The organism is Amycolatopsis kentuckyensis (assembly GCF_002155975.1).
In the GTDB taxonomy this organism is placed as follows: Bacteria; Actinomycetota; Actinomycetes; order Mycobacteriales; family Pseudonocardiaceae; genus Amycolatopsis; species Amycolatopsis kentuckyensis.
This window is the reverse complement of record NZ_MUMI01000055.1, coordinates 1-16,458: the sequence shown is the minus strand read 5'-3', so window position 1 is coordinate 16,458 and position 16,458 is coordinate 1. Positions and strand designations below refer to the sequence as shown.

Here is a 16,458-nt window from a genome sequence, read left to right as displayed (position 1 = left end):
ATCAGCGGATCAAGGTGTGCCGCCGAGCGCCGTCGTGGTGTTTGATGGGGCACGTGGACCCGGATTGGAGCGAGCAGGAGCGGCGGCTCGTCGAGAAGGCTCAGCGCGCGTTGACCGCGCTGAGCCTCGGCGACGACGCCGAAGCGCTGGGCGAGGTCGCCCCCTCGGCCGCCGAGCCGCAGGCCCGCGCGGACGAGACGAAGGCCCTGATGCTGCTGCTCTTCGGCGAGTGCAGCGCGATGGTCTCCACCCTCGGCGACGGCGGCAGCGCCCCGGTGAAGGTCCAGGTGTTCGACGAGGACGGCGAAGAGGTCTCGATCGACCAGGCCGACCCGCCGGTCCGGACCGCGGTCCGGACGCTGCTTGCCGAGGTCCACGGCAACACCGAAGCCGCGCAGGAGCAGGTCGAGATCGCGCTGGCCAACGCGGCCCCGGACGAGGTCGACAGCCTCGTCCTGCAGGCGCTGCGCTGGACCATCCGGCTGTCGGTGGAGTGCCTGGACCGCGACCTCCCGGTGGCCCCCTGGATCTCCGAGGCCGTCTCGGACTAGGCGCCCCTGAACCGGACATTCCAGGCGGCTACTCGAGCAGGTGCTTCACCAGCGCCGCGATCTGCCCGGTCTCGATGAGGAACGAATCGTGGCCGTACGGCGACGACACGACCGACGGTTCCGGCGCGCCCGGGATCCCGGCGGCGATCTCCGCCGACTGGTACAGCGGGTAAAGCCGGTCGCTGTCGACGCCGGCAATCACCGCCCGGGCCGTCACGCGGCCCAGTGCCGCCGCCACGCCGCCGCGGGCGCGGCCGATGTCGTGGGTGTTCATCGACTCCGTCAGCACCAGGTAGCTGTTCGCGTCGAACCGGCGGGCCAGCTTGTCCGCGTGGTGGTCCAAATAGGACTCCACGGCGAACCGGCCGCCGCGCAGGGGGTCTTCGCCGTCCTGCGGGAACCGGCCGAACCGCTGGGCCAGCTCCGGCTCGCTGCGGTAGGTGACGTGCGCGATCCGCCGGGCGATGCCGAGCCCGCGGAACGGGCCTTCCGCAGCCGAGTAGTAGTCGCCGCCGTGGAACGCCGGGTCGCTGCGGATCGCGTGCAGCTGCGGGGCGGCCCAGGCGATCTGCTCGGCCGACGCCCGCGCGGTCGACGCCAGCACCAGCACCGAAGCCACCCGCGAAGGCAGCGACACCGCCCACTCCAGCGCACGCATCCCGCCCATCGACCCGCCGACGACGGCCGCCCAGCGGGCCACACCCAGCGCGTCCGCCAGCGCCGCTTCGGCCGCGACCTGGTCCCAGACGGTCACCACCGGGAACCGGCTGCCCCACGGCGTCCCGTCCGGATCAGGCGATGACGGCCCGGTCGAGCCCTGGCAGCCGCCCAGCACGTTCGGGACCACGACGAAGAACTCGTTCGTGTCCACGGCCTTGCCCGGCCCGATCAGCCCGTCCCACCACCCCGCGCTCGGGTGCCCCGGCTCGGCGGGCCCGGCCGCGTGGCTGTCGCCGGTCAGCGCGTGCTCGACGAGGATCGCGTTGGAAGCGTCGGAGTTCAGCGTCCCCCACGTCTCGTACGCGAGCGTGAACGAAGGCAGTACGCCACCGGCCTCGAGCGCCAGCGCGCCGGGGCCGGTGACGAACTTCCGGCGGCCCGGCGGATCGCCGATCCGCCAGGCGCCGGTCACGGTCACAGGGCCGCCTTGGCCGCCCGGAATCCGGCTTCGAGGTCGGCCTTGAGGTCCTCGATGCCCTCCAGCCCGACGGCGAGCCGGACCAGCCCGGGCGTGACGCCGCTGGCGAGCTGCTCCTCGGGCGCCAGCTGGCTGTGCGTGGTCGACGCCGGGTGCACGATCAGGCTGCGGACGTCGCCGATGTTCACCAGCTGGCTGTGCAGCTCGGTGCCGTCGACGAACTTCCGGCCCGCCTCGACGCCGCCGCGCAGGTCGAACGACAGGACCGCGCCCGCGCCGCGCGGCAGGTACTTCTGCGCGTTGGCGTGGTGCGGGCTGGACGGGAGGCCGGCGTAGTAGACCGTCTCGACCTCGTCGCGCTGCTCCAGCCACTCGGCCAGCGCCTGCGCGTTCGAGACGTGCCGCTCGATGCGCAGCGACAGCGTCTCGATGCCCTGCAGGATCAGGAAGCTGTTCAACGGCGAGATCGCCGCACCCGTGTCACGCAGGATCTGGACACGCGCCTTGGCCGCGTACGCGCCCGGGCCGAGCGCCTCCCAGTACTTCAGGCCGTGGTAGCTGGGGTCGGGTTCCGTGAAGCCGGGGAACCGGTCGGTGCCGAAGTCGAACGTTCCGCCGTCGACCAGCACGCCGGCCACCGTGGTCCCGTGGCCGCCGAGGTACTTCGTCGCGGAGTGCACGACGACGTCGGCGCCGTGCTCGATCGGGCGCAGCAGGTACGGCGTGGGCACGGTGTTGTCGACGACGAGCGGGACGCCGGCCTCGTGCGCGACGTCGGCGACACCCCGGATGTCGAGGACGTTGCTGCCCGGGTTGGCCAGCGTCTCGGCGAAGAACAGCTTCGTGTTCGGCCGGACGGCGGCGCGCCACTGCTCCAGGTCGTCCTGGTCCTCGATGAACGTGACCTCGACGCCGAGCTTCGGCAGCGTGTAGTGGAAGAGGTTGTAGGTGCCGCCGTAGAGCGACGGGCTCGAGACGAAGTGGTCACCCGCGCCCGCGAGGTTCAGGATCGCCGCCGTGGTCGCGGCCGAGCCGGACGCGAACGCCAGCGCCGCGACACCGCCTTCGAGCGCGGCGAGGCGCTGCTCCAGCACGTCCTGGGTCGGGTTCATGATCCGCGTGTAGATGTTGCCGGGCTCGGCGAGGCTGAACAGGTCGGCGCCGTGCTGGCTGTCGCGGAAGACGTACGACGTCGTCTGGTAGATCGGCGTCGCCCGCGCCCCGGTGGCCGGGTCCGGCGCGGCGCCCGCGTGGATCTGCTTGGTCTCGAAGGACCACGCCGAAGTCTCGGTCATCGATTTCTCCTTGCGGCTCAACGGGTTCGCGGAGGTGCTGCCGGGTGCGAAGCTACTTTGCTCCGAACGGCCCACCCAACCCTTCTCACCTCCTGGGAGCCGAGTTGCCTTGTCAATCAAATCTCTCTGTGTCTAAGATATCTGGCAAGGGAGATTCACAGATGGGGAGAAGACATGACGGAGCGGGTACAGGTGCTGGTCGTCGGGGCCGGGCTGGGCGGGCTGTCGGCGTCGCTGTTCCTGGCGCAGGCGGGGGTGGACGTGCTGACGGTCGAACGGCACGCGGGGACGTCGGTCCACTCGCGCGCCGCCGGGCAGAGCTGGCGCACCATGGAGTTGTTCCACTGGGCGGGCATCGACCGCGAAGTGCTGGCCGCGAGCCCGCGGGCGTCGCAGGGGCTGCGGATCACCGTCGCGACCAGCCTGGCCGGCCGGGTGCTGCACCGGCTCGTCCAGGACGGCAGCGAGTTCGACGTCTCGGCGTCGACGACGCTGCCCGCCGGCATGGCCGGCCAGGACGTCGTGGAGCCGATCTTGCTGGCGCACGCGGAGAAGGCGGGCGCGCGGGTGGCGTTCCGGACCGAGCTGACCAGCCTGCAGCCGGACGACGACGGCGTCACCGCGACGCTGCGCCACCGCGATTCCGGCGAGGAAACCGTGGTGCGCGCGGACTACGTCGTCGCCGCCGACGGCGGGCGCAGCGGGATCCGGCCGCGGCTCGGCATCGGGACCACCGGGATGGACGCGCTGAGCCACTGCCTCGGCGTCGTGTTCGACGCCGACCTCGGCGACCGCGTCCACCCCGGCCTGTCCGACCTGTTCTACCTGCAGCACCCGGACTTCACCGCCGGGTTCGTCAGCACCGACGTGCCGAACCGGTACGTGTTCGCGCCGGACTACTTCCCGGACCGCGGCGAAAGCCCGGCCGACTTCACCCACGACCGGCTCGTCGCGATGATCCGCGCCGCCACCGACCTGCCGGACCTGGACCCGGAGATCGTCTGGACGGGCTCGTGGGAGGTCGCCGCGCGGCTCGCCGACCGGTTCCGCGCCGGACGCGTCTTCCTGGTCGGCGACGCGGCCAAGGTGACGCCGCCGACCGGCGGGATGGGCGGCAACACCGCGGTCGGCGACGCCGCGGACATCGCCTGGAAGCTCGCCGCGGTGCTGCGCGGCGAAGCGGGCCCGGCGCTGCTCGACACCTACGAAGCCGAGCGGAAGCCGATCGCGCGGATGGTCATCGACACGTCGCTGCACAACATGAAGCAGCGCATGCACCCCGATCTCGACGTCTCCGGGCTGACGAAGGCCGAGGACCAGCTGGCGATCCTGCTCGGCTTCCGCTACCGCTCGACGGCGGTGCTCCCGGAGGAGCCGGACGACGGCGAGCGCGTCGAGGACGTGCGGGCACCGACCGGGCGGCCCGGCTTCCGGGCGCCGGGCCTGGCGTCCACTGTGGACCTGTTCGGCCACTCCTGGGTGCTGCTGTGCGCGGGCGACGGCACGCGGTGGCGGCCGGCCGCGGCGGACATCGCGGCCGAGCTCGGGGTCCGCCTCGACTGCCACGCGATCGACGACGACGTCTTCGCCGCCCGGTACGGCCTTTCGGCGGGCGGCGCTTCACTGGTGCGGCCCGACGGAATCGTCGCGTGGCGGTCCCCGGAGCCGGCCGCGGACCCGGCCGGCGAGCTGCGGCGGGTCCTGACGGCGGTCTTGTCGCGCTAGTCGCGCTGCTGCAGCGCGAAGCGGTTCCCCTCGGAGTCGGTGAACATCGACCACCAGCCCCACGGCTGCTTCTCCGGCTTCGCGGGGAACTCCACACCTTTCGCCGACAGCTCCTCGTAGGTCTTCTCGAGGTCGTCGGCGTACAGGAAGAAGTTCGACGTCGGGAGCTCGTCGCCGACGCTGCGGGGGCGGTCCTCGGGGTTCTCGCTGAGCACGAGGACCGTCCCGTCCGGGGCGGTCACCTCGACCCAGCGCCGGCCCTGGTCGTCGTAGGGCACGTCCGTCGTCACCGCGAAGCCGACCACCGCCGACCAGAACTCCTTGGCGCGGGCCTGGTCCTCGACCCCGACCACGACCTTGCCGACTCCCCGGATGGGCATGACTCCCGCCTTCCTATATCCACCATGGATATAACCAGGGCGGAGTGTAGGCTCGCCCCATGGCCGACGGCAACCCGCTGACCCCCGCGGCGTTCCAGGTGCTCCTGGCGCTGGCGACGGGGCCGGGCGGGCGCGCGCACGGCTACGGGATCATGGGGTTCGTCGCCGAGGTCACCGGCGGCGCCGTCCAGCTGGGGCCCGGGACGCTCTACCGGACGCTGGCCCGGCTGGCCGCCGACGGCCTGGCCGAGGAGCTCCCGGGCGAGGACTCGCGCCGCCGCTACTACCGGATCACCCCGGCCGGCCGCACGGCCGCCGCACGGGAGACGGCCCTGCTGGCCCGGCTGGTCGCCGCGGCCGGGGACGCGGGACTGACGGCGCGCCCGGAGTCGGCGTGAGCCGCCCGCTCGGCCTGGTGCCACACCTGTTCGTGCGCGATGTGGACGCCGCCCTTTCCTTCTACACCAAGGCGTTCGGCGCGGTGGAGCTGTTCCGGACGGTGCTGCCGGACGGCACGGTGCTGTTCGTCGAACTGGCGGTCGGCGACGCGCGGCTGCTGGTCAGCCAGGAGATCGCGGCACTCGACGCGCTGGCGCCGTCGACGATCGGCGGCACCCCGATGCTGCTGACGCTGGAGACGGCGGACCCGGACGACCTCGCGCGCCGCGCGGTCTTCGCGGGCGCGACCGTGGAAGCGCCGGTGACCGAGATGTTCTTCGGCGAGCGCTACGGCCGCGTCGTCGACCCGGATGGCCACCGCTGGGCGCTGACGACCAAACGCGAGCAGTACACGCCGGAGGACATCGACGCGCGGAAGCCGCACGACCTCTGATCACCCCGCGGCGGGCTGCCGCCCGGCTCCGGCGAAGTGTTCGTGCAGCGCGCGGACGTGCTGGGCCCAGAACAGCTGCCGCCCGCCGCGGGTGCGGGGCACCGCCATGCCCTTGCGGGCGGCGAGCCGGTAGAAGCCGGGCCCGGCGTCATCGGCACCGAGGTTCCGGACGAGCGCGCCGAGCAGCCGCCCGCCCGCCTCGTCGAACGCGGCTTCGGAGATGCGGTCGAGCAGCGCGGCCATGCTGGCGCGGCCCGCACTGGTGGTGAAGTCGAATCCGGCCACCCCGGTGCGCCGGGTCAGCGCGGCGGCGAATTCACCGAAGGAGGTCGTCCTGTCCACGACCGCGCGGGCGATCAGAATCGCCTTGCCCTCGTCGATCATCTTTTGCCATTCCGCCACGTCACGTCCGTACAAGCTGACCACCTCTCGCACTTTCCGACGAACCCTTCCGGTCGATCGCGAGAGGATGCCACACGCCCGAACCGCCCCCGCACCGGGGCCGGTTTCCCTTGTCACCACGGAAAGTTTCCCCACCGTTGACGGTTTCTTTCGCTCTCCCGGCCGGTCCGGCAGGAGTTTTCCACCATTGCGATAAATGGGGGAACCGGCTGGGAAACCGCGCCGGGATGAAATACAGTCGGCGCCTCTCCAACCCCGGTATCGATGACCGGGTCCGGCATTCCCGAAATCACAGGAGCGCAGTGAGCGATATCCGAGCCCGGTCTTCGTTCGGCTTCCTCGCCCGGGCACTGGGTGCGTGCCGGGCCGACCGGACCACCGGCTCGCTGTACCTCGCCGGCCACCCCGGCGGCGTGGTCCACCTGCGCGAAGGTGCCGTGGCGGCGGTCGACAGCCCGGGCGCGCCCGGGACGGACGCGCTGCTGCTGCGGTCGGGCCGGATCAGCGAGCCGGACTGGTCGGCGATCCTGCGCGCGGGCGGCGCCCCGCACGGGATCGGCGGCACCGAACTGCGGCTGGTCGCCACGATGGCCGCGCAGGACGGCGCCTTCGTCATCGTCGCGGGGACCATCGACGAGTACGCCGTCGACCCGGACCCCCTGGAGGTGCCGCTGCCGGTCAGCCCGGGCATCGAACCCGACCGGCTGCTGACGGAAACCGCGCGGCGGCTCGACGCGCTCGCGTCCCTGCCCACGCCGGTGTCCCCGCACCGGGAACGCCTCGCCGCCGTCTCCGGCGCGGACCCGGCCGCGCTGAGCACCACGCGCCGCGCCATCATCACCCGCGCCGACGGCCGGCGCTGCGCCCGGGACATCGCGTTCCTGCTGGGACGCAACGTCTTCCCGGTGACGGTCGAGGTGTCCAGGATGGTCGGCGACGGCCTGCTCACCATCACCGACGGCGTGCCCGGCGGCACCACGGGTTCGCTCGCTCCCCTGCGGCCGCGCGCCCCGGAGGCCGGCGCGGCGGTCGCCGTCACGGACCCGAAGCCGCCCCTCCCGCGACGCAATCCCGGCGCGAGCGGTGCCGGGGAAACCCCGCCGAGGCCGACCGGCTGGCAGGTGCTGCCCCGGTGGCTCAACCGCATCCGCGCCGGGCCCCGCGACGACGTCCCGCGTGGACCGTGACGGCCCCGCCTGCCGAAACCCCCTCACCCCCGGAAGAAGGAGAACCGCCGTGCTGGGCAAAGGCCAGACCCTGTCCGACCAGATGGGCCTCATGGTGAAACGGATGCGGCAGGAGGTCCCCGACTGCCTGGCGTCCGGTGTCGTCGACCTGGCGACCGGCATGCTGCTGGCCGTCGAGACCACCGACGCCCACCCACCCGAAGTGCTGGACCTGCTGGCCGGGGCGACCCTCGACCTGTTCCAGGGCCGCACGGTGGTGATGATCGAAGACGTCTTCAAGGAGCGCCGCGGGGTCGCCAGCAGCGAGCACTACTTCCAGGAAATCCTGGTCAACAGCGCCAACCTGACCCACCTGTTCATCCGCAACAACCAGAACGCCGACGTGGTCGCGGTCGTGGTCTGCCCGAAATCGGTGAACATCGGCATGCTCTTCGCCGGTGCGCGCCGCGTGGTCAAGAGCCTCGAGCTCTGACCCCCGGAACGCCTGCCGGGGCGGTGCGTCCGCCCGCCACCGCCCCGGCAGGCCCCGAGCTCAGCGCCGGCCGAGCACCCAGTGGAAGATCTCCGGGCCTTCCGGCTCCAGCGCGAGTAGAACGCCGTCACGGCGTCGAAGCTGCCGTCCGGAAAGGACACTTTCCACGATCCGCCGGGCTTCGCCCACCCCGGCGACCCTACCGAGCCGTCCACGGGTTTCTCGGCGAGAATGCTCCCGTGGTTTCGGTGCGCAGCGTGGTCGACCGGGTGGGGCCGACGCTGCTCCACGCGCTCCAGCTGCCCGAAGATTCGCCCGCGGTCGCCGACGTCGTCATCGCCGAACCCGGCGGTGCGCTCACGCTGTCCGCCGGCGACCTCGTGCTCGGCGTCGCCACGACCGGACCCGAAGACGCCGCCGAACTGGTCAAGCAGAGCGCCGGGCAGGGCGCGGCCGCCGTGCTGCTCAAGCCGCCGCTGGCCGCGAAACCGGCGGTCAAGCGGGCCGCGAAGGCCAGTGGGATCGCGCTGATCCAGGTGCACGCCGCGACGTCGTGGGCGCAGCTGGTCTGGCTGCTGCGGACCGTCCTGGACGCGCTCGCCGACGAGTCGGAGGACCTCGACCCCGGGTCCGGCGACCTGTTCCGGCTGGCCGACGCCGTCGCGAGCGTCGTCGACGCGCCAGTGACCATCGAGGACACCAACTCGCGCGTGCTCGCCTACTCCGCGCGCCAGGACCTGACCGACCCCGCGCGCGTCGCCACGATCATGGGCCGCCGCATCCCCGACGACGTCCTCGCGCGGTTCCGCTCGCGCGGGGTGTTCCGCGAGCTCTCCCGCGGCCGGCAGACGATCTTCGTCCCGGCCCAGCGCGACGGCACGCTGCCGCGGCTGATCGTGCCGATCCGGATGGGCGGCGAGCTGCTCGGGTCGATGTGGGCGGTGGTCGCCGGGCCGGTGTCCGACGAGCGCGCGGCCGCCTTCGCCGACGCCGCCCCGGTCGTCGCGCTGCACCTGCTGAGGCGCCGCGCGCACACCGACGCGCAGCGCCGCGCGTCGGCCGAGCTGCTGCGCGCGGTGCTCGAAGGCAACGCGAACCCGCGCAAGGCGATGGCGGAGCTGGACCTGTCCGACGAGCCGCACCGCGTGGTCGTCATCGAGGTCACCGGCGGCGACGGGCGCGACGCCGAGGGCCTGCGGCTCGCCCTGCTCGAACGGATCTCCCAGGGCATCGGCAGCCGTCCGGTGGCGACCGAGCTCGGCGGGCTGCTCTACGCCGTGGTGCCGGACCGCCCGGGCCCGGGCGGCTGGGCGGAGCTGCGGCAGGCCCTGGCCGCGCAACCGGCGTCCCGGCGCGGCGGAGTGCCGCGCGCGGCGGCGGGCTCCCCCGGCGGGATCGGCGACCTCTCGGCGTCACGCGCCCAGGCCGACGAAGCCCTCGGCCTGCTGCGCGCCGAAATCCTCGCCGACCGCGTGATCGCCTTCGACGAGGCCTGGACCGCGCTGACGCTGCACCGCGGCGCGACGGCGGCGGCCGCGGCGCGCGTCACCGACCTCGGCCCGCTGAGCACCCTGCGCGCGCACGACGAATCGGGCAAGGCCGGCTACGTCGAGACGCTCTACGAGTGGCTGCGGCACCCCGGCGACCCGCGGGCGGCGGCGCGGGAGCTGCGGATCCACCCGAACACCCTGCGGTACCGGATGCGGAAGCTGCTCGAGCTGGTGCCGCTGGACCTCGACGACCCCGACGTCCGGCTGGCGCTGCTGACCCAGCTCGTCGCCGTGCGCTGGAGCTGATGGGCCATTCGGCCCAGTGTTTTACTTATGCGTTACTCCGCATGGATGGCGCCGATCGTTCCGATTGTCTTTTCCAGCCGAAAGATGGTGGATTCCGAAGATCGCGTGCCGCATTTTCTCCTCACCACCCCGGGTAGCCGGGTCGTTGCAAGAGGAGTTCCTCCATGAGCAGTTCGGAGCGGTTCGGTAAGGCCATCAAGCTGGGCGCGGTGTCCGCGCTCTCCCTGGTCGCCCTGGTCGTCCCGGCCGCAGGAGCCGGGGGTGCCGTCGCGGCGCCGAGCGGCGACTGCTTCACCCCCGCCCACGCCGCGGACCGCAGCAAGGACGGTCACGCCGACTCGGTGTCCCCGGCCGAGGCCGCCCGCATCGAGGCGGACATGCAGAGCAAGCTCGCCGGCAAGCGCACGGCGTTCTCGGCCCAGGCGGCCGCCGCGGTCTCGATCCCGGTGTACTTCCACGTGATCACCAGCGGCTCGGCCGGCAGCCTGCCGTCGACCACGATCAGCAAGCAGATCTCGGTCCTGAACAGCGCGTACGCGTCGAGCGGCTTCAGCTTCTCGCTGGTCAGCACCGACTACACGAACAACTCCACCTGGTACAACGGCATCACCGACGGCACCTCGGCCGAGCGCAACATGAAGAACTCGCTGCGCAAGGGCGGCGCGAACGCGCTGAACATCTACACGGCCAAGCTCGGCGACGACCTGCTCGGCTGGGCGACGTTCCCGTCGAACTACAAGTCGCAGCCGAAGCTGGACGGCGTGGTGCTGCTGGACGAGTCCCTCCCGGGCCGCTCGGCGACGAACTACAACGAGGGCGACACGGCGACCCACGAGGTCGGCCACTGGATGGGCCTCTACCACACGTTCCAGGGCGGCTGCTCGGGTTCGGGCGACTACGTCTCGGACACCCCGGCCGAAGCGACGGCGACGTCGGGCTGCCCGGCGAGCAAGGACACCTGCTCGTCGGCGGGCGTGGACCCGGTGCACAACTTCATGGACTACAGCTACGACAGCTGCATGTACGAGTTCACCGCGGGCCAGACGACGCGGATGAAGAGCGCCTGGTCGGCGTACCGCGCCTGAAACCTCCGCATCCCGCGGCGGAACCCGTGAAGGCCTTCCCGAGTCCTCGGGGAGGCCTTCACGGCACCCGGTGGCTGAGGTCGTGCGCGACCAGCCGCGACGGCCGCACCTCCACCGTCGCTATGTGACCAGCAACGTCTTCCCCACCGTCGTGCGGGACTCGATCGCCGCGTGGGCGTCCGCCGCCTTCTCCAGGGGGAAGCGCTGGCCGATCACCGGCACCAACCGCCCCGCGGCCGCCGCGGCCAACGCCGACTCCGTGAACGCCCGCATCTCCGAAGGTCCCCCGATCGACCGCACCAGCGAAACTCCCCGCGCCGCGGCGTCCTCTTCGGACACTTCGGCCCACGAGCCGCCCGCCAGGCCGTACACCGCCATGCGGCCGCCCGGGCGCACCAACCCGAACGCCGCCGTGCCGATCGGCCCGCCCACGCCGTCGAACACGACGTCCACCGGGCCCACCGAAGACGTCCAGTCCGGCCGCAGGTAGTCGACCACCGAGTCGGCCCCCACCACCCGAGCCGTCTTCGCCGGGCCGCCCGCCGCGCCGATCACCGTCGCTCCCGCCGCCTTCGCCAGCTGGACCAGGAGGCCGCCGACGCCGCCCGCCGCCGCCTCGACCAGGACTCGATCGCCCGGGCGCACCCTGGTCGCATGCACCAAGCCGGTCGCCGTCCGGCCGTCCGCGAGGAGCGCCACCGCCGCGTCGAGCGACAGCGCGGGCGGGACCTCGAACACCGCCGCCGCGTCCACCGCGACGCGCTCGGCGTACCCGCCCGTGCCGCCCGTCGACGTGACCACCCGCTGCCCCGCCAGTCCCGGGTCGACCCCGGCGCCGACCGCGCTGATCACGCCGCCCACGCCGTTGCCCGGGATCACCGGCAGCGACGCCCGGAACGGCCCCGGCGCCCCCGCCCGGAACTGCGTCTCCACGAACGTGGTGTTCGCGAACACCACCTCCACCAGCACCTGACCCGGCCCGGGCACCGGATCCGGCGCCTCCCCCGGGACGAGGACTTCCGGGCCGCCGAACTCTCTCAACCACACCGCACGCATGCCCCAACGCTGCAACTTCAAGTGAAGTCGAGGTCAAGGGCCTTGTCCTCGAAGAACTACGAATACCGTCCAGAATTGTCCGGACAGCACGATGACACCGCCGTCCGGGTGGTTCACCGTGAGTGGCAACACCGCACCGATTCCGGACGCAGACCGACCCAGGAGGCCGACCGTGCGTATCGCCGTTCCCCGTGAGATCAAGAAGCACGAATACCGGGTCGCACTGACCCCGGCCGGGGTGCACGAGCTGGTCGGCCGCGGCCACGACGTCTTCGTCGAGACCGGTGCCGGGGTGGGTTCGTCCATCACCGACGAGGAGTACGTCGCCGCCGGCGCGAAGATCCTCGCCACCGCCGACGAGACCTGGGCCGAGGGCGAGCTCGTCCTCAAGGTCAAGGAGCCCATCGCCGAGGAGTACGGCCGGCTCCGGCGCGACCAGGTCCTCTTCACCTACCTGCACATCGCCGCCGACCGGCCGCTGACCGACGCGCTGCTCGCCGCCGGCACCACCGCGATCGCCTACGAAACGGTGCAGGCCGCGAACGGCGCGCTGCCGCTGCTCGCCCCGATGTCCGAGGTCGCGGGCCGGCTGGCCCCGCAGGTCGGTGCGTTCTCCCTGATGAAGCCCAGCGGCGGCCGCGGTGTGCTGCCCGGCGGCATCCCCGGCGTCCACCCGGCGCGCGTCGTCGTCATCGGCGGCGGGGTCGCGGGCCTGAACGCCGCCCGCGTCGCCCTCGGCCTCGGCTCCGACGTCGAGATCCTCGACACCAACGTCGACCGCCTCCGCCAGATCGACAACGACTTCGGCGGCCGCATCCGCACGGTGACGTCGAACCGGCTCTCGGTCGAGGAGTCCGTGCTGCAGGCCGACCTGGTCATCGGCGCGGTGCTCGTCCCCGGCGCGAAGGCGCCGAAGCTGGTTTCGAACGAGCTCGTCGCCCGGATGAAGCCGGGCAGCGTGCTCGTCGACATCGCGATCGACCAGGGCGGCTGCTTCGCCGACTCGCGCCCGACCACGCACGACGACCCGACCTACACCGTGCACGAGTCGCTCTTCTACTGCGTCGCGAACATGCCGGGCGCGGTGCCCCGGACGTCGACCTACGGCCTCACCAACGTGACGCTGCCTTACGCGGTCCAGCTGGCCGAGCACGGCTGGAAGGCCGCGCTGCAGGCCGACGCCGCGCTGGCCAAGGGCCTCAACACGCACGACGGCGCCCTGACGAACGGCCCGGTCGCGGTGGCCCACGACCTGCCGCACACGCCGCTGGACACCGTCCTCGCCTGACCTCATTTCCCCCGAGCGGGTTCCTGTCGCACCGCGGCAGGAGCCCGCTCGCCCTTCTTCCGGCCGTCCAGCAGCCGCCGCCCCAACGCGATCGAGGGCAGCTCGACCCACCGCCGCAGCCCGCACGCGAAGAGCAGCGCGACGGCGGAGGTCGCCGCGGCCTTGCCGAGCCCGGTCGGGAACACCAGCCCGGCCACGCCCGCGGCGCCGGTCTGGGCGAGGTAGAGCGCGTACGACCGGTCCCCGACGAACGTCAGCGCACGGCTCGAGAGCACCCGCCGGACCGGGCCCTGCGCGAGCACGGCCACGAGCAGGAGCGCCGACCCCGCCGCGTAGACCGGGACGACGAACTGCCAGTGCCCGCCGAACCGCTCCCCCAGCGGCTTGACCGACAGCTGCAGCACGCCGAACCCGAGCGCGACCAGCACCGCCGCGGCCGGGCTGGTCAGCGGCCGGAACAGGGCGAACCCGCGCGGGTGGTGCAGCGCCAGCGCGAGCAGGCAGCCGACGACCAGCGAGCAGTAGTGCACGCTGAGCTCGGCCCACCGCTGCGACGGCGCGAGCGGCAACGCTCCGAAGAGGACACCGGTCACCACCGCCCCGGCGATCAGCAGGCGCAGCGCGGTCTTGCCGGTGCGGGCGAACGACGTCAGCACGAGCAGCGCGGGCCAGCCGAGGTAGAACTTCTCCTCGACGCCCAGCGACCACGACGTCGGGTACGGCGTGTTGTAGTCCACGAGTTCATTGCCGAAGACCAGGTAGAACGGCATCGCGTCGGCGAGCCGGCTGCTCTGGTACGTCCCGGCGAGCGTGACCGCCAGCGCCGTCAGGCCGAGCAGCAGGAAGTACACGGGCATGATCCGGAACACGCGGCGGACGTAGAAGCCGCGCAGCGAGACCAGGCCGGTGCGGTCCTCTTCACGCAGCGCCAGCGTGGTGATCAGGAAGCCGGACAGCACGAAGAACAGCTGGACGGCGATCCAGCCCTGCAGCCGGTCGACGACCGGGCCGCCGTAGTGGAAGAACACGACGGCCAGCGCGGCGAGCGCGCGCAGGCCGGTCAGGCCGGGGAACCACGACGAGGCGCGGTACTCGGCGTGGTCGAGCGGCCGCCGGGAAATGGTCATGCCCGCAGCGTTGATCTTGGTCGCTGAACCGGACCTGAAGCGGGCTTAAGACGTCTTCAGCTCCGGCAATCGGACGACGAACCGGCTGCGGCCCTCGACCGCCGCCGTGCCGCCGTGCGCGCGGGCGATGTCGGCGACGATCGCCAGGCCCAGGCCGGAGCCGCCCTCGTCGCGGTCCCGGGCGTCGTCCAGCCGGACGAAGCGGTCGAAGACGCGCTCGCGGTCCGCCTCCGGGATGCCCGGCCCGTCGTCGTCGACCGTCAGCACCGCCTGTCCGTCCACTGCGGACACCGTGACGGCGACGCGGGAGACGGCGTGGCGCTGCGCGTTGTCGACCAGGTTGCGGACCAGCCGTTCCAGCCGCGACCGGTGGCCGCGCACCGACGGCGTCCCGCTGACCTCGACGTCGATCCCACTGCGGCCGGCCACGACCGCACCGACCACTTCGGACAGTGCGACCGGTGTCAGCCGGTCCGGGCCGGCGTGGTCGAGCTTGCCGAGCAGCACCAGGTCGGCGACGAGGTCCTGCAGCCGGGTGACGTCGAGCAGCGCGTTCTCGCAGGACCGCCGCCAGTCGAGCCGGTCGGGGTGGGCCAGCAGCACTTCGAGCTGGGTCCGCAGCGACGCGAGCGGCGTGCGCAGCTCGTGCGACGCGTCGGAGGTGAACCGGCTCTGCCGGGTGACGGCCTCGTCGAGCCGGGCGAGCATGGTGTTCATCGTCCCGGCCAGCCGCGCGATCTCGTCGCCGGTGCGCGGGTCCGGGACGCGGCGGCCGAGGTCGTGCGCGCCGATCTCGGCGACCTCGCCGCGGATGGCCTCGACCGGGCGCAGCGACCGGCGCACGGCGAGCCACGCGATGATCCCGATGAGCAGCGCGACCGCGGGCACCCCGAAGGTGAGCACGGTGCGGGCGGAATCGACCGCCGCCTGCCCCTCGGGGTCGATCTGCGCGCCGGCGAACACGTCGTACTTGCTGTCGCCGCTGAAGGCGTGCACGACGTGCAGGGTGAGGTCGTCGTCGAGGCCCCGCAGCTCGGGCGCGCACCCGACGGACGCCGGCGCGGACCGGTCGTACTGGTACGGCCGCAGGGTGACTTCGGTGTCGTAGGCGGCCAGCGTCGCTTCACGCAGGACCGGGCAGGACGCGGCCGACGTGCCCTGCCGGTCCTTGACCTCGTAGATCGAGTCGCGGACGAGCAGGGCGAGATCGGCGGGCCGGGCCCCGGTGTTCAGGAGCTGGACGATGGCGTCGGCGTGGGCGTCGGCGAGCTGCGTGGCGGTGTTCTCGAGCCGGCTGCGCGCCTGCAGGACGAACCACACGGACACCGCGCCCAGCGCCACGGCGGACGCGGCGAAGGCCGTGACGGCGACGCGGAACCGGGTCGAGCGCCAGAGGTCAGGCACCCGCGGTCACCACGTGGTAACCGGCGCCGCGGACCGTCCGGATGGTCTCGGCGCCGAACGGGACGTCGATCTTGCGCCGCAGCGCGCTGACGTGCACCTCCACCAGGTTGGCCGTCGCGGAAGCGGCGAAGTCCCAGAGGTTGTCGAGCAGCTCGGCCTTGGTGACGACCTGTCCGGGCCGCTGCATGAGGTAGGCGAGGAGGGCGAACTCCTTGCTCGTGAGCGTGATGTCCGCCGTGCCGCGCCGGCAGGTCCGGCCGGCCTGGTCGAGCTCGAGGTCCCCGAGTTTGAGGACACCGGGCCGGGTGGCGCCGCCGCGGCGGATCAGGGCGCGCAGGCGGGAGAGGAGGACGCCGTAGGAGAAGGGCTTGGGCAGGAAGTCGTCGGCGCCGGTGTCGAGGGCTTCGATCTCGTCGTCCTCGCCGTCCTTGGCGGTGAGCATCAGGATGGGGGTGCTGTTCCCCTGTTCTCGCAGCCGCCGGCAGACGCGGTAGCCGTTCAGCCCGGGCAGCATGATGTCCAGCACGATGGCGGAGTACGGGTGCTCACCGGCGAACCACAGCGCATCCCGCCCGTTGTGGGCAACATCGACGGCGTACCCCTCGGCGCTCAGCCCGGCCCGAAGCGCCTCGGCCAGCCGCCGTTCATCTTCAACGACCAAGATCCGCATCGCGCAACGATGCCACAACCCACCCCCCCACCAACAAACCGCAACCACGC

17 protein-coding genes are annotated in these 16,458 nt (G+C 72.5%); 9 read left to right on the top strand and 8 right to left on the bottom strand.

All coding sequences use genetic code 11. From position 1 onward, the window contains the following. Window positions 1-44: 44 nt before the first annotated feature. Entirely contained in the window at window positions 45-551 is a 507-nt protein-coding gene (locus CCN39_RS05710) for a hypothetical protein (RefSeq protein WP_013229665.1), read from the top strand. A gap of 28 nt (window positions 552-579) precedes the next feature. Here the strand turns inward: CCN39_RS05710 and metX are convergent, their stop codons facing one another. Next, the gene (gene metX, locus CCN39_RS05705) at window positions 580-1,689 is read right to left on the bottom strand and encodes a homoserine O-acetyltransferase MetX (protein ID WP_208630152.1); all 1,110 of its coding nucleotides are present in this window, start codon (window positions 1,687-1,689) and stop codon (window positions 580-582) included. Further along, window positions 1,686-2,984 (bottom strand): bifunctional o-acetylhomoserine/o-acetylserine sulfhydrylase, encoded by a 1,299-nt coding sequence (locus CCN39_RS05700; protein WP_086839053.1) that lies wholly within the window; start codon window positions 2,982-2,984, stop codon window positions 1,686-1,688. Before CCN39_RS05700 ends, metX begins: the two co-directional genes overlap by 4 nt. Window positions 2,985-3,158: 174 nt before the next feature. Between CCN39_RS05700 and rdmE the strand changes: the two genes are divergently transcribed. Continuing rightward, on the top strand, window positions 3,159-4,709 hold the full coding sequence (rdmE, locus tag CCN39_RS05695) for an aklavinone 12-hydroxylase RdmE (protein WP_086839051.1): 1,551 nt from the start codon (window positions 3,159-3,161) through the stop codon (window positions 4,707-4,709). On the opposite strand, the gene CCN39_RS05690 is transcribed toward rdmE, so the two are convergent. Further along, window positions 4,706-5,089 (bottom strand): VOC family protein, encoded by a 384-nt coding sequence (locus CCN39_RS05690; RefSeq protein ID WP_086839049.1) that lies wholly within the window; start codon window positions 5,087-5,089, stop codon window positions 4,706-4,708. The two genes, rdmE and CCN39_RS05690, sit on opposite strands and share 4 nt — an antisense overlap. A 59-nt stretch (window positions 5,090-5,148) precedes the next feature. Between CCN39_RS05690 and CCN39_RS05685 the strand changes: the two genes are divergently transcribed. Beyond that, on the top strand, window positions 5,149-5,487 hold the full coding sequence (locus CCN39_RS05685; protein WP_086839047.1) for a PadR family transcriptional regulator: 339 nt from the start codon (window positions 5,149-5,151) through the stop codon (window positions 5,485-5,487). Beyond that, window positions 5,484-5,921: a VOC family protein gene (locus tag CCN39_RS05680; protein WP_086839045.1), complete on the top strand. Its 438-nt coding sequence runs from the start codon at window positions 5,484-5,486 to the stop codon at window positions 5,919-5,921. The genes CCN39_RS05685 and CCN39_RS05680 overlap by 4 nt, the downstream gene beginning before the upstream one ends. On the opposite strand, the gene CCN39_RS05675 is transcribed toward CCN39_RS05680, so the two are convergent. Beyond that, window positions 5,922-6,323: a hypothetical protein gene (locus CCN39_RS05675; RefSeq protein ID WP_244210631.1), complete on the bottom strand. Its 402-nt coding sequence runs from the start codon at window positions 6,321-6,323 to the stop codon at window positions 5,922-5,924. A gap of 302 nt (window positions 6,324-6,625) precedes the next feature. On the opposite strand from CCN39_RS05675, the gene CCN39_RS05670 reads away from it, so the two are divergent. From CCN39_RS05670 to CCN39_RS05655, 4 genes are all read left to right on the top strand, one after another. After that, the gene (locus CCN39_RS05670) at window positions 6,626-7,510 is read left to right on the top strand and encodes a hypothetical protein (RefSeq protein WP_086839041.1); all 885 of its coding nucleotides are present in this window, start codon (window positions 6,626-6,628) and stop codon (window positions 7,508-7,510) included. A 49-nt stretch (window positions 7,511-7,559) separates the two neighbouring features. Further along, window positions 7,560-7,982: a hypothetical protein gene (locus CCN39_RS05665; RefSeq protein ID WP_208630151.1), complete on the top strand. Its 423-nt coding sequence runs from the start codon at window positions 7,560-7,562 to the stop codon at window positions 7,980-7,982. Window positions 7,983-8,221: 239 nt separating this feature from the next. Next, on the top strand, window positions 8,222-9,778 hold the full coding sequence (locus CCN39_RS05660) for a PucR family transcriptional regulator (RefSeq protein WP_086839039.1): 1,557 nt from the start codon (window positions 8,222-8,224) through the stop codon (window positions 9,776-9,778). 164 nt (window positions 9,779-9,942) lie between these two features. Then, window positions 9,943-10,863 carry a zinc metalloprotease gene (locus tag CCN39_RS05655; RefSeq protein ID WP_086839037.1) on the top strand — a complete coding sequence of 307 codons (921 nt, stop codon included), beginning with the start codon at window positions 9,943-9,945 and terminating at the stop codon, window positions 10,861-10,863. Between the two features lie 120 nt (window positions 10,864-10,983). Here CCN39_RS05655 and CCN39_RS05650 read toward each other — a convergent pair whose 3' ends face one another. Beyond that, window positions 10,984-11,919, bottom strand: a complete 936-nt coding sequence (locus tag CCN39_RS05650) for a zinc-binding dehydrogenase (protein WP_086839035.1) — start codon at window positions 11,917-11,919, stop codon at window positions 10,984-10,986. A gap of 172 nt (window positions 11,920-12,091) precedes the next feature. Here CCN39_RS05650 and ald point away from each other — a divergent pair, with 172 nt between their 5' ends. Next, a complete protein-coding gene (gene ald, locus CCN39_RS05645) occupies window positions 12,092-13,207 on the top strand; it encodes an alanine dehydrogenase (protein WP_086839033.1) in 1,116 nt (371 codons plus the stop codon). A 2-nt stretch (window positions 13,208-13,209) separates the two neighbouring features. Here the strand turns inward: ald and CCN39_RS05640 are convergent, their stop codons facing one another. From CCN39_RS05640 to CCN39_RS05630, 3 genes are read right to left on the bottom strand one after another with little or no spacing between them, the layout of a single operon-like run. Beyond that, window positions 13,210-14,334 (bottom strand): acyltransferase family protein, encoded by a 1,125-nt coding sequence (locus CCN39_RS05640; protein ID WP_167454986.1) that lies wholly within the window; start codon window positions 14,332-14,334, stop codon window positions 13,210-13,212. Window positions 14,335-14,379: 45 nt separating this feature from the next. Next, window positions 14,380-15,738 (bottom strand): sensor histidine kinase, encoded by a 1,359-nt coding sequence (locus CCN39_RS05635; protein ID WP_086839031.1) that lies wholly within the window; start codon window positions 15,736-15,738, stop codon window positions 14,380-14,382. After that, entirely contained in the window at window positions 15,731-16,408 is a 678-nt protein-coding gene (locus tag CCN39_RS05630; protein WP_086839030.1) for a response regulator transcription factor, read from the bottom strand. Before CCN39_RS05630 ends, CCN39_RS05635 begins: the two co-directional genes overlap by 8 nt. Window positions 16,409-16,458: the final 50 nt, after the last annotated feature.

Coding starts and splice junctions, on each gene's coding strand:
- CCN39_RS05710 (WP_013229665.1), top strand. CDS start 45: ATGGGGCACGTGGACCCGGATTGGAGCGAGCAGGAGCGGCGGCTCGTC.
- CCN39_RS05700 (WP_086839053.1), bottom strand. CDS start 2,984: ATGACCGAGACTTCGGCGTGGTCCTTCGAGACCAAGCAGATCCACGCG.
- rdmE (WP_086839051.1), top strand. CDS start 3,159: ATGACGGAGCGGGTACAGGTGCTGGTCGTCGGGGCCGGGCTGGGCGGG.
- CCN39_RS05690 (WP_086839049.1), bottom strand. CDS start 5,089: ATGCCCATCCGGGGAGTCGGCAAGGTCGTGGTCGGGGTCGAGGACCAG.
- CCN39_RS05685 (WP_086839047.1), top strand. CDS start 5,149: ATGGCCGACGGCAACCCGCTGACCCCCGCGGCGTTCCAGGTGCTCCTG.
- CCN39_RS05655 (WP_086839037.1), top strand. CDS start 9,943: ATGAGCAGTTCGGAGCGGTTCGGTAAGGCCATCAAGCTGGGCGCGGTG.
- CCN39_RS05650 (WP_086839035.1), bottom strand. CDS start 11,919: ATGCGTGCGGTGTGGTTGAGAGAGTTCGGCGGCCCGGAAGTCCTCGTC.
- CCN39_RS05640 (WP_167454986.1), bottom strand. CDS start 14,334: ATGACCATTTCCCGGCGGCCGCTCGACCACGCCGAGTACCGCGCCTCG.
- CCN39_RS05630 (WP_086839030.1), bottom strand. CDS start 16,408: ATGCGGATCTTGGTCGTTGAAGATGAACGGCGGCTGGCCGAGGCGCTT.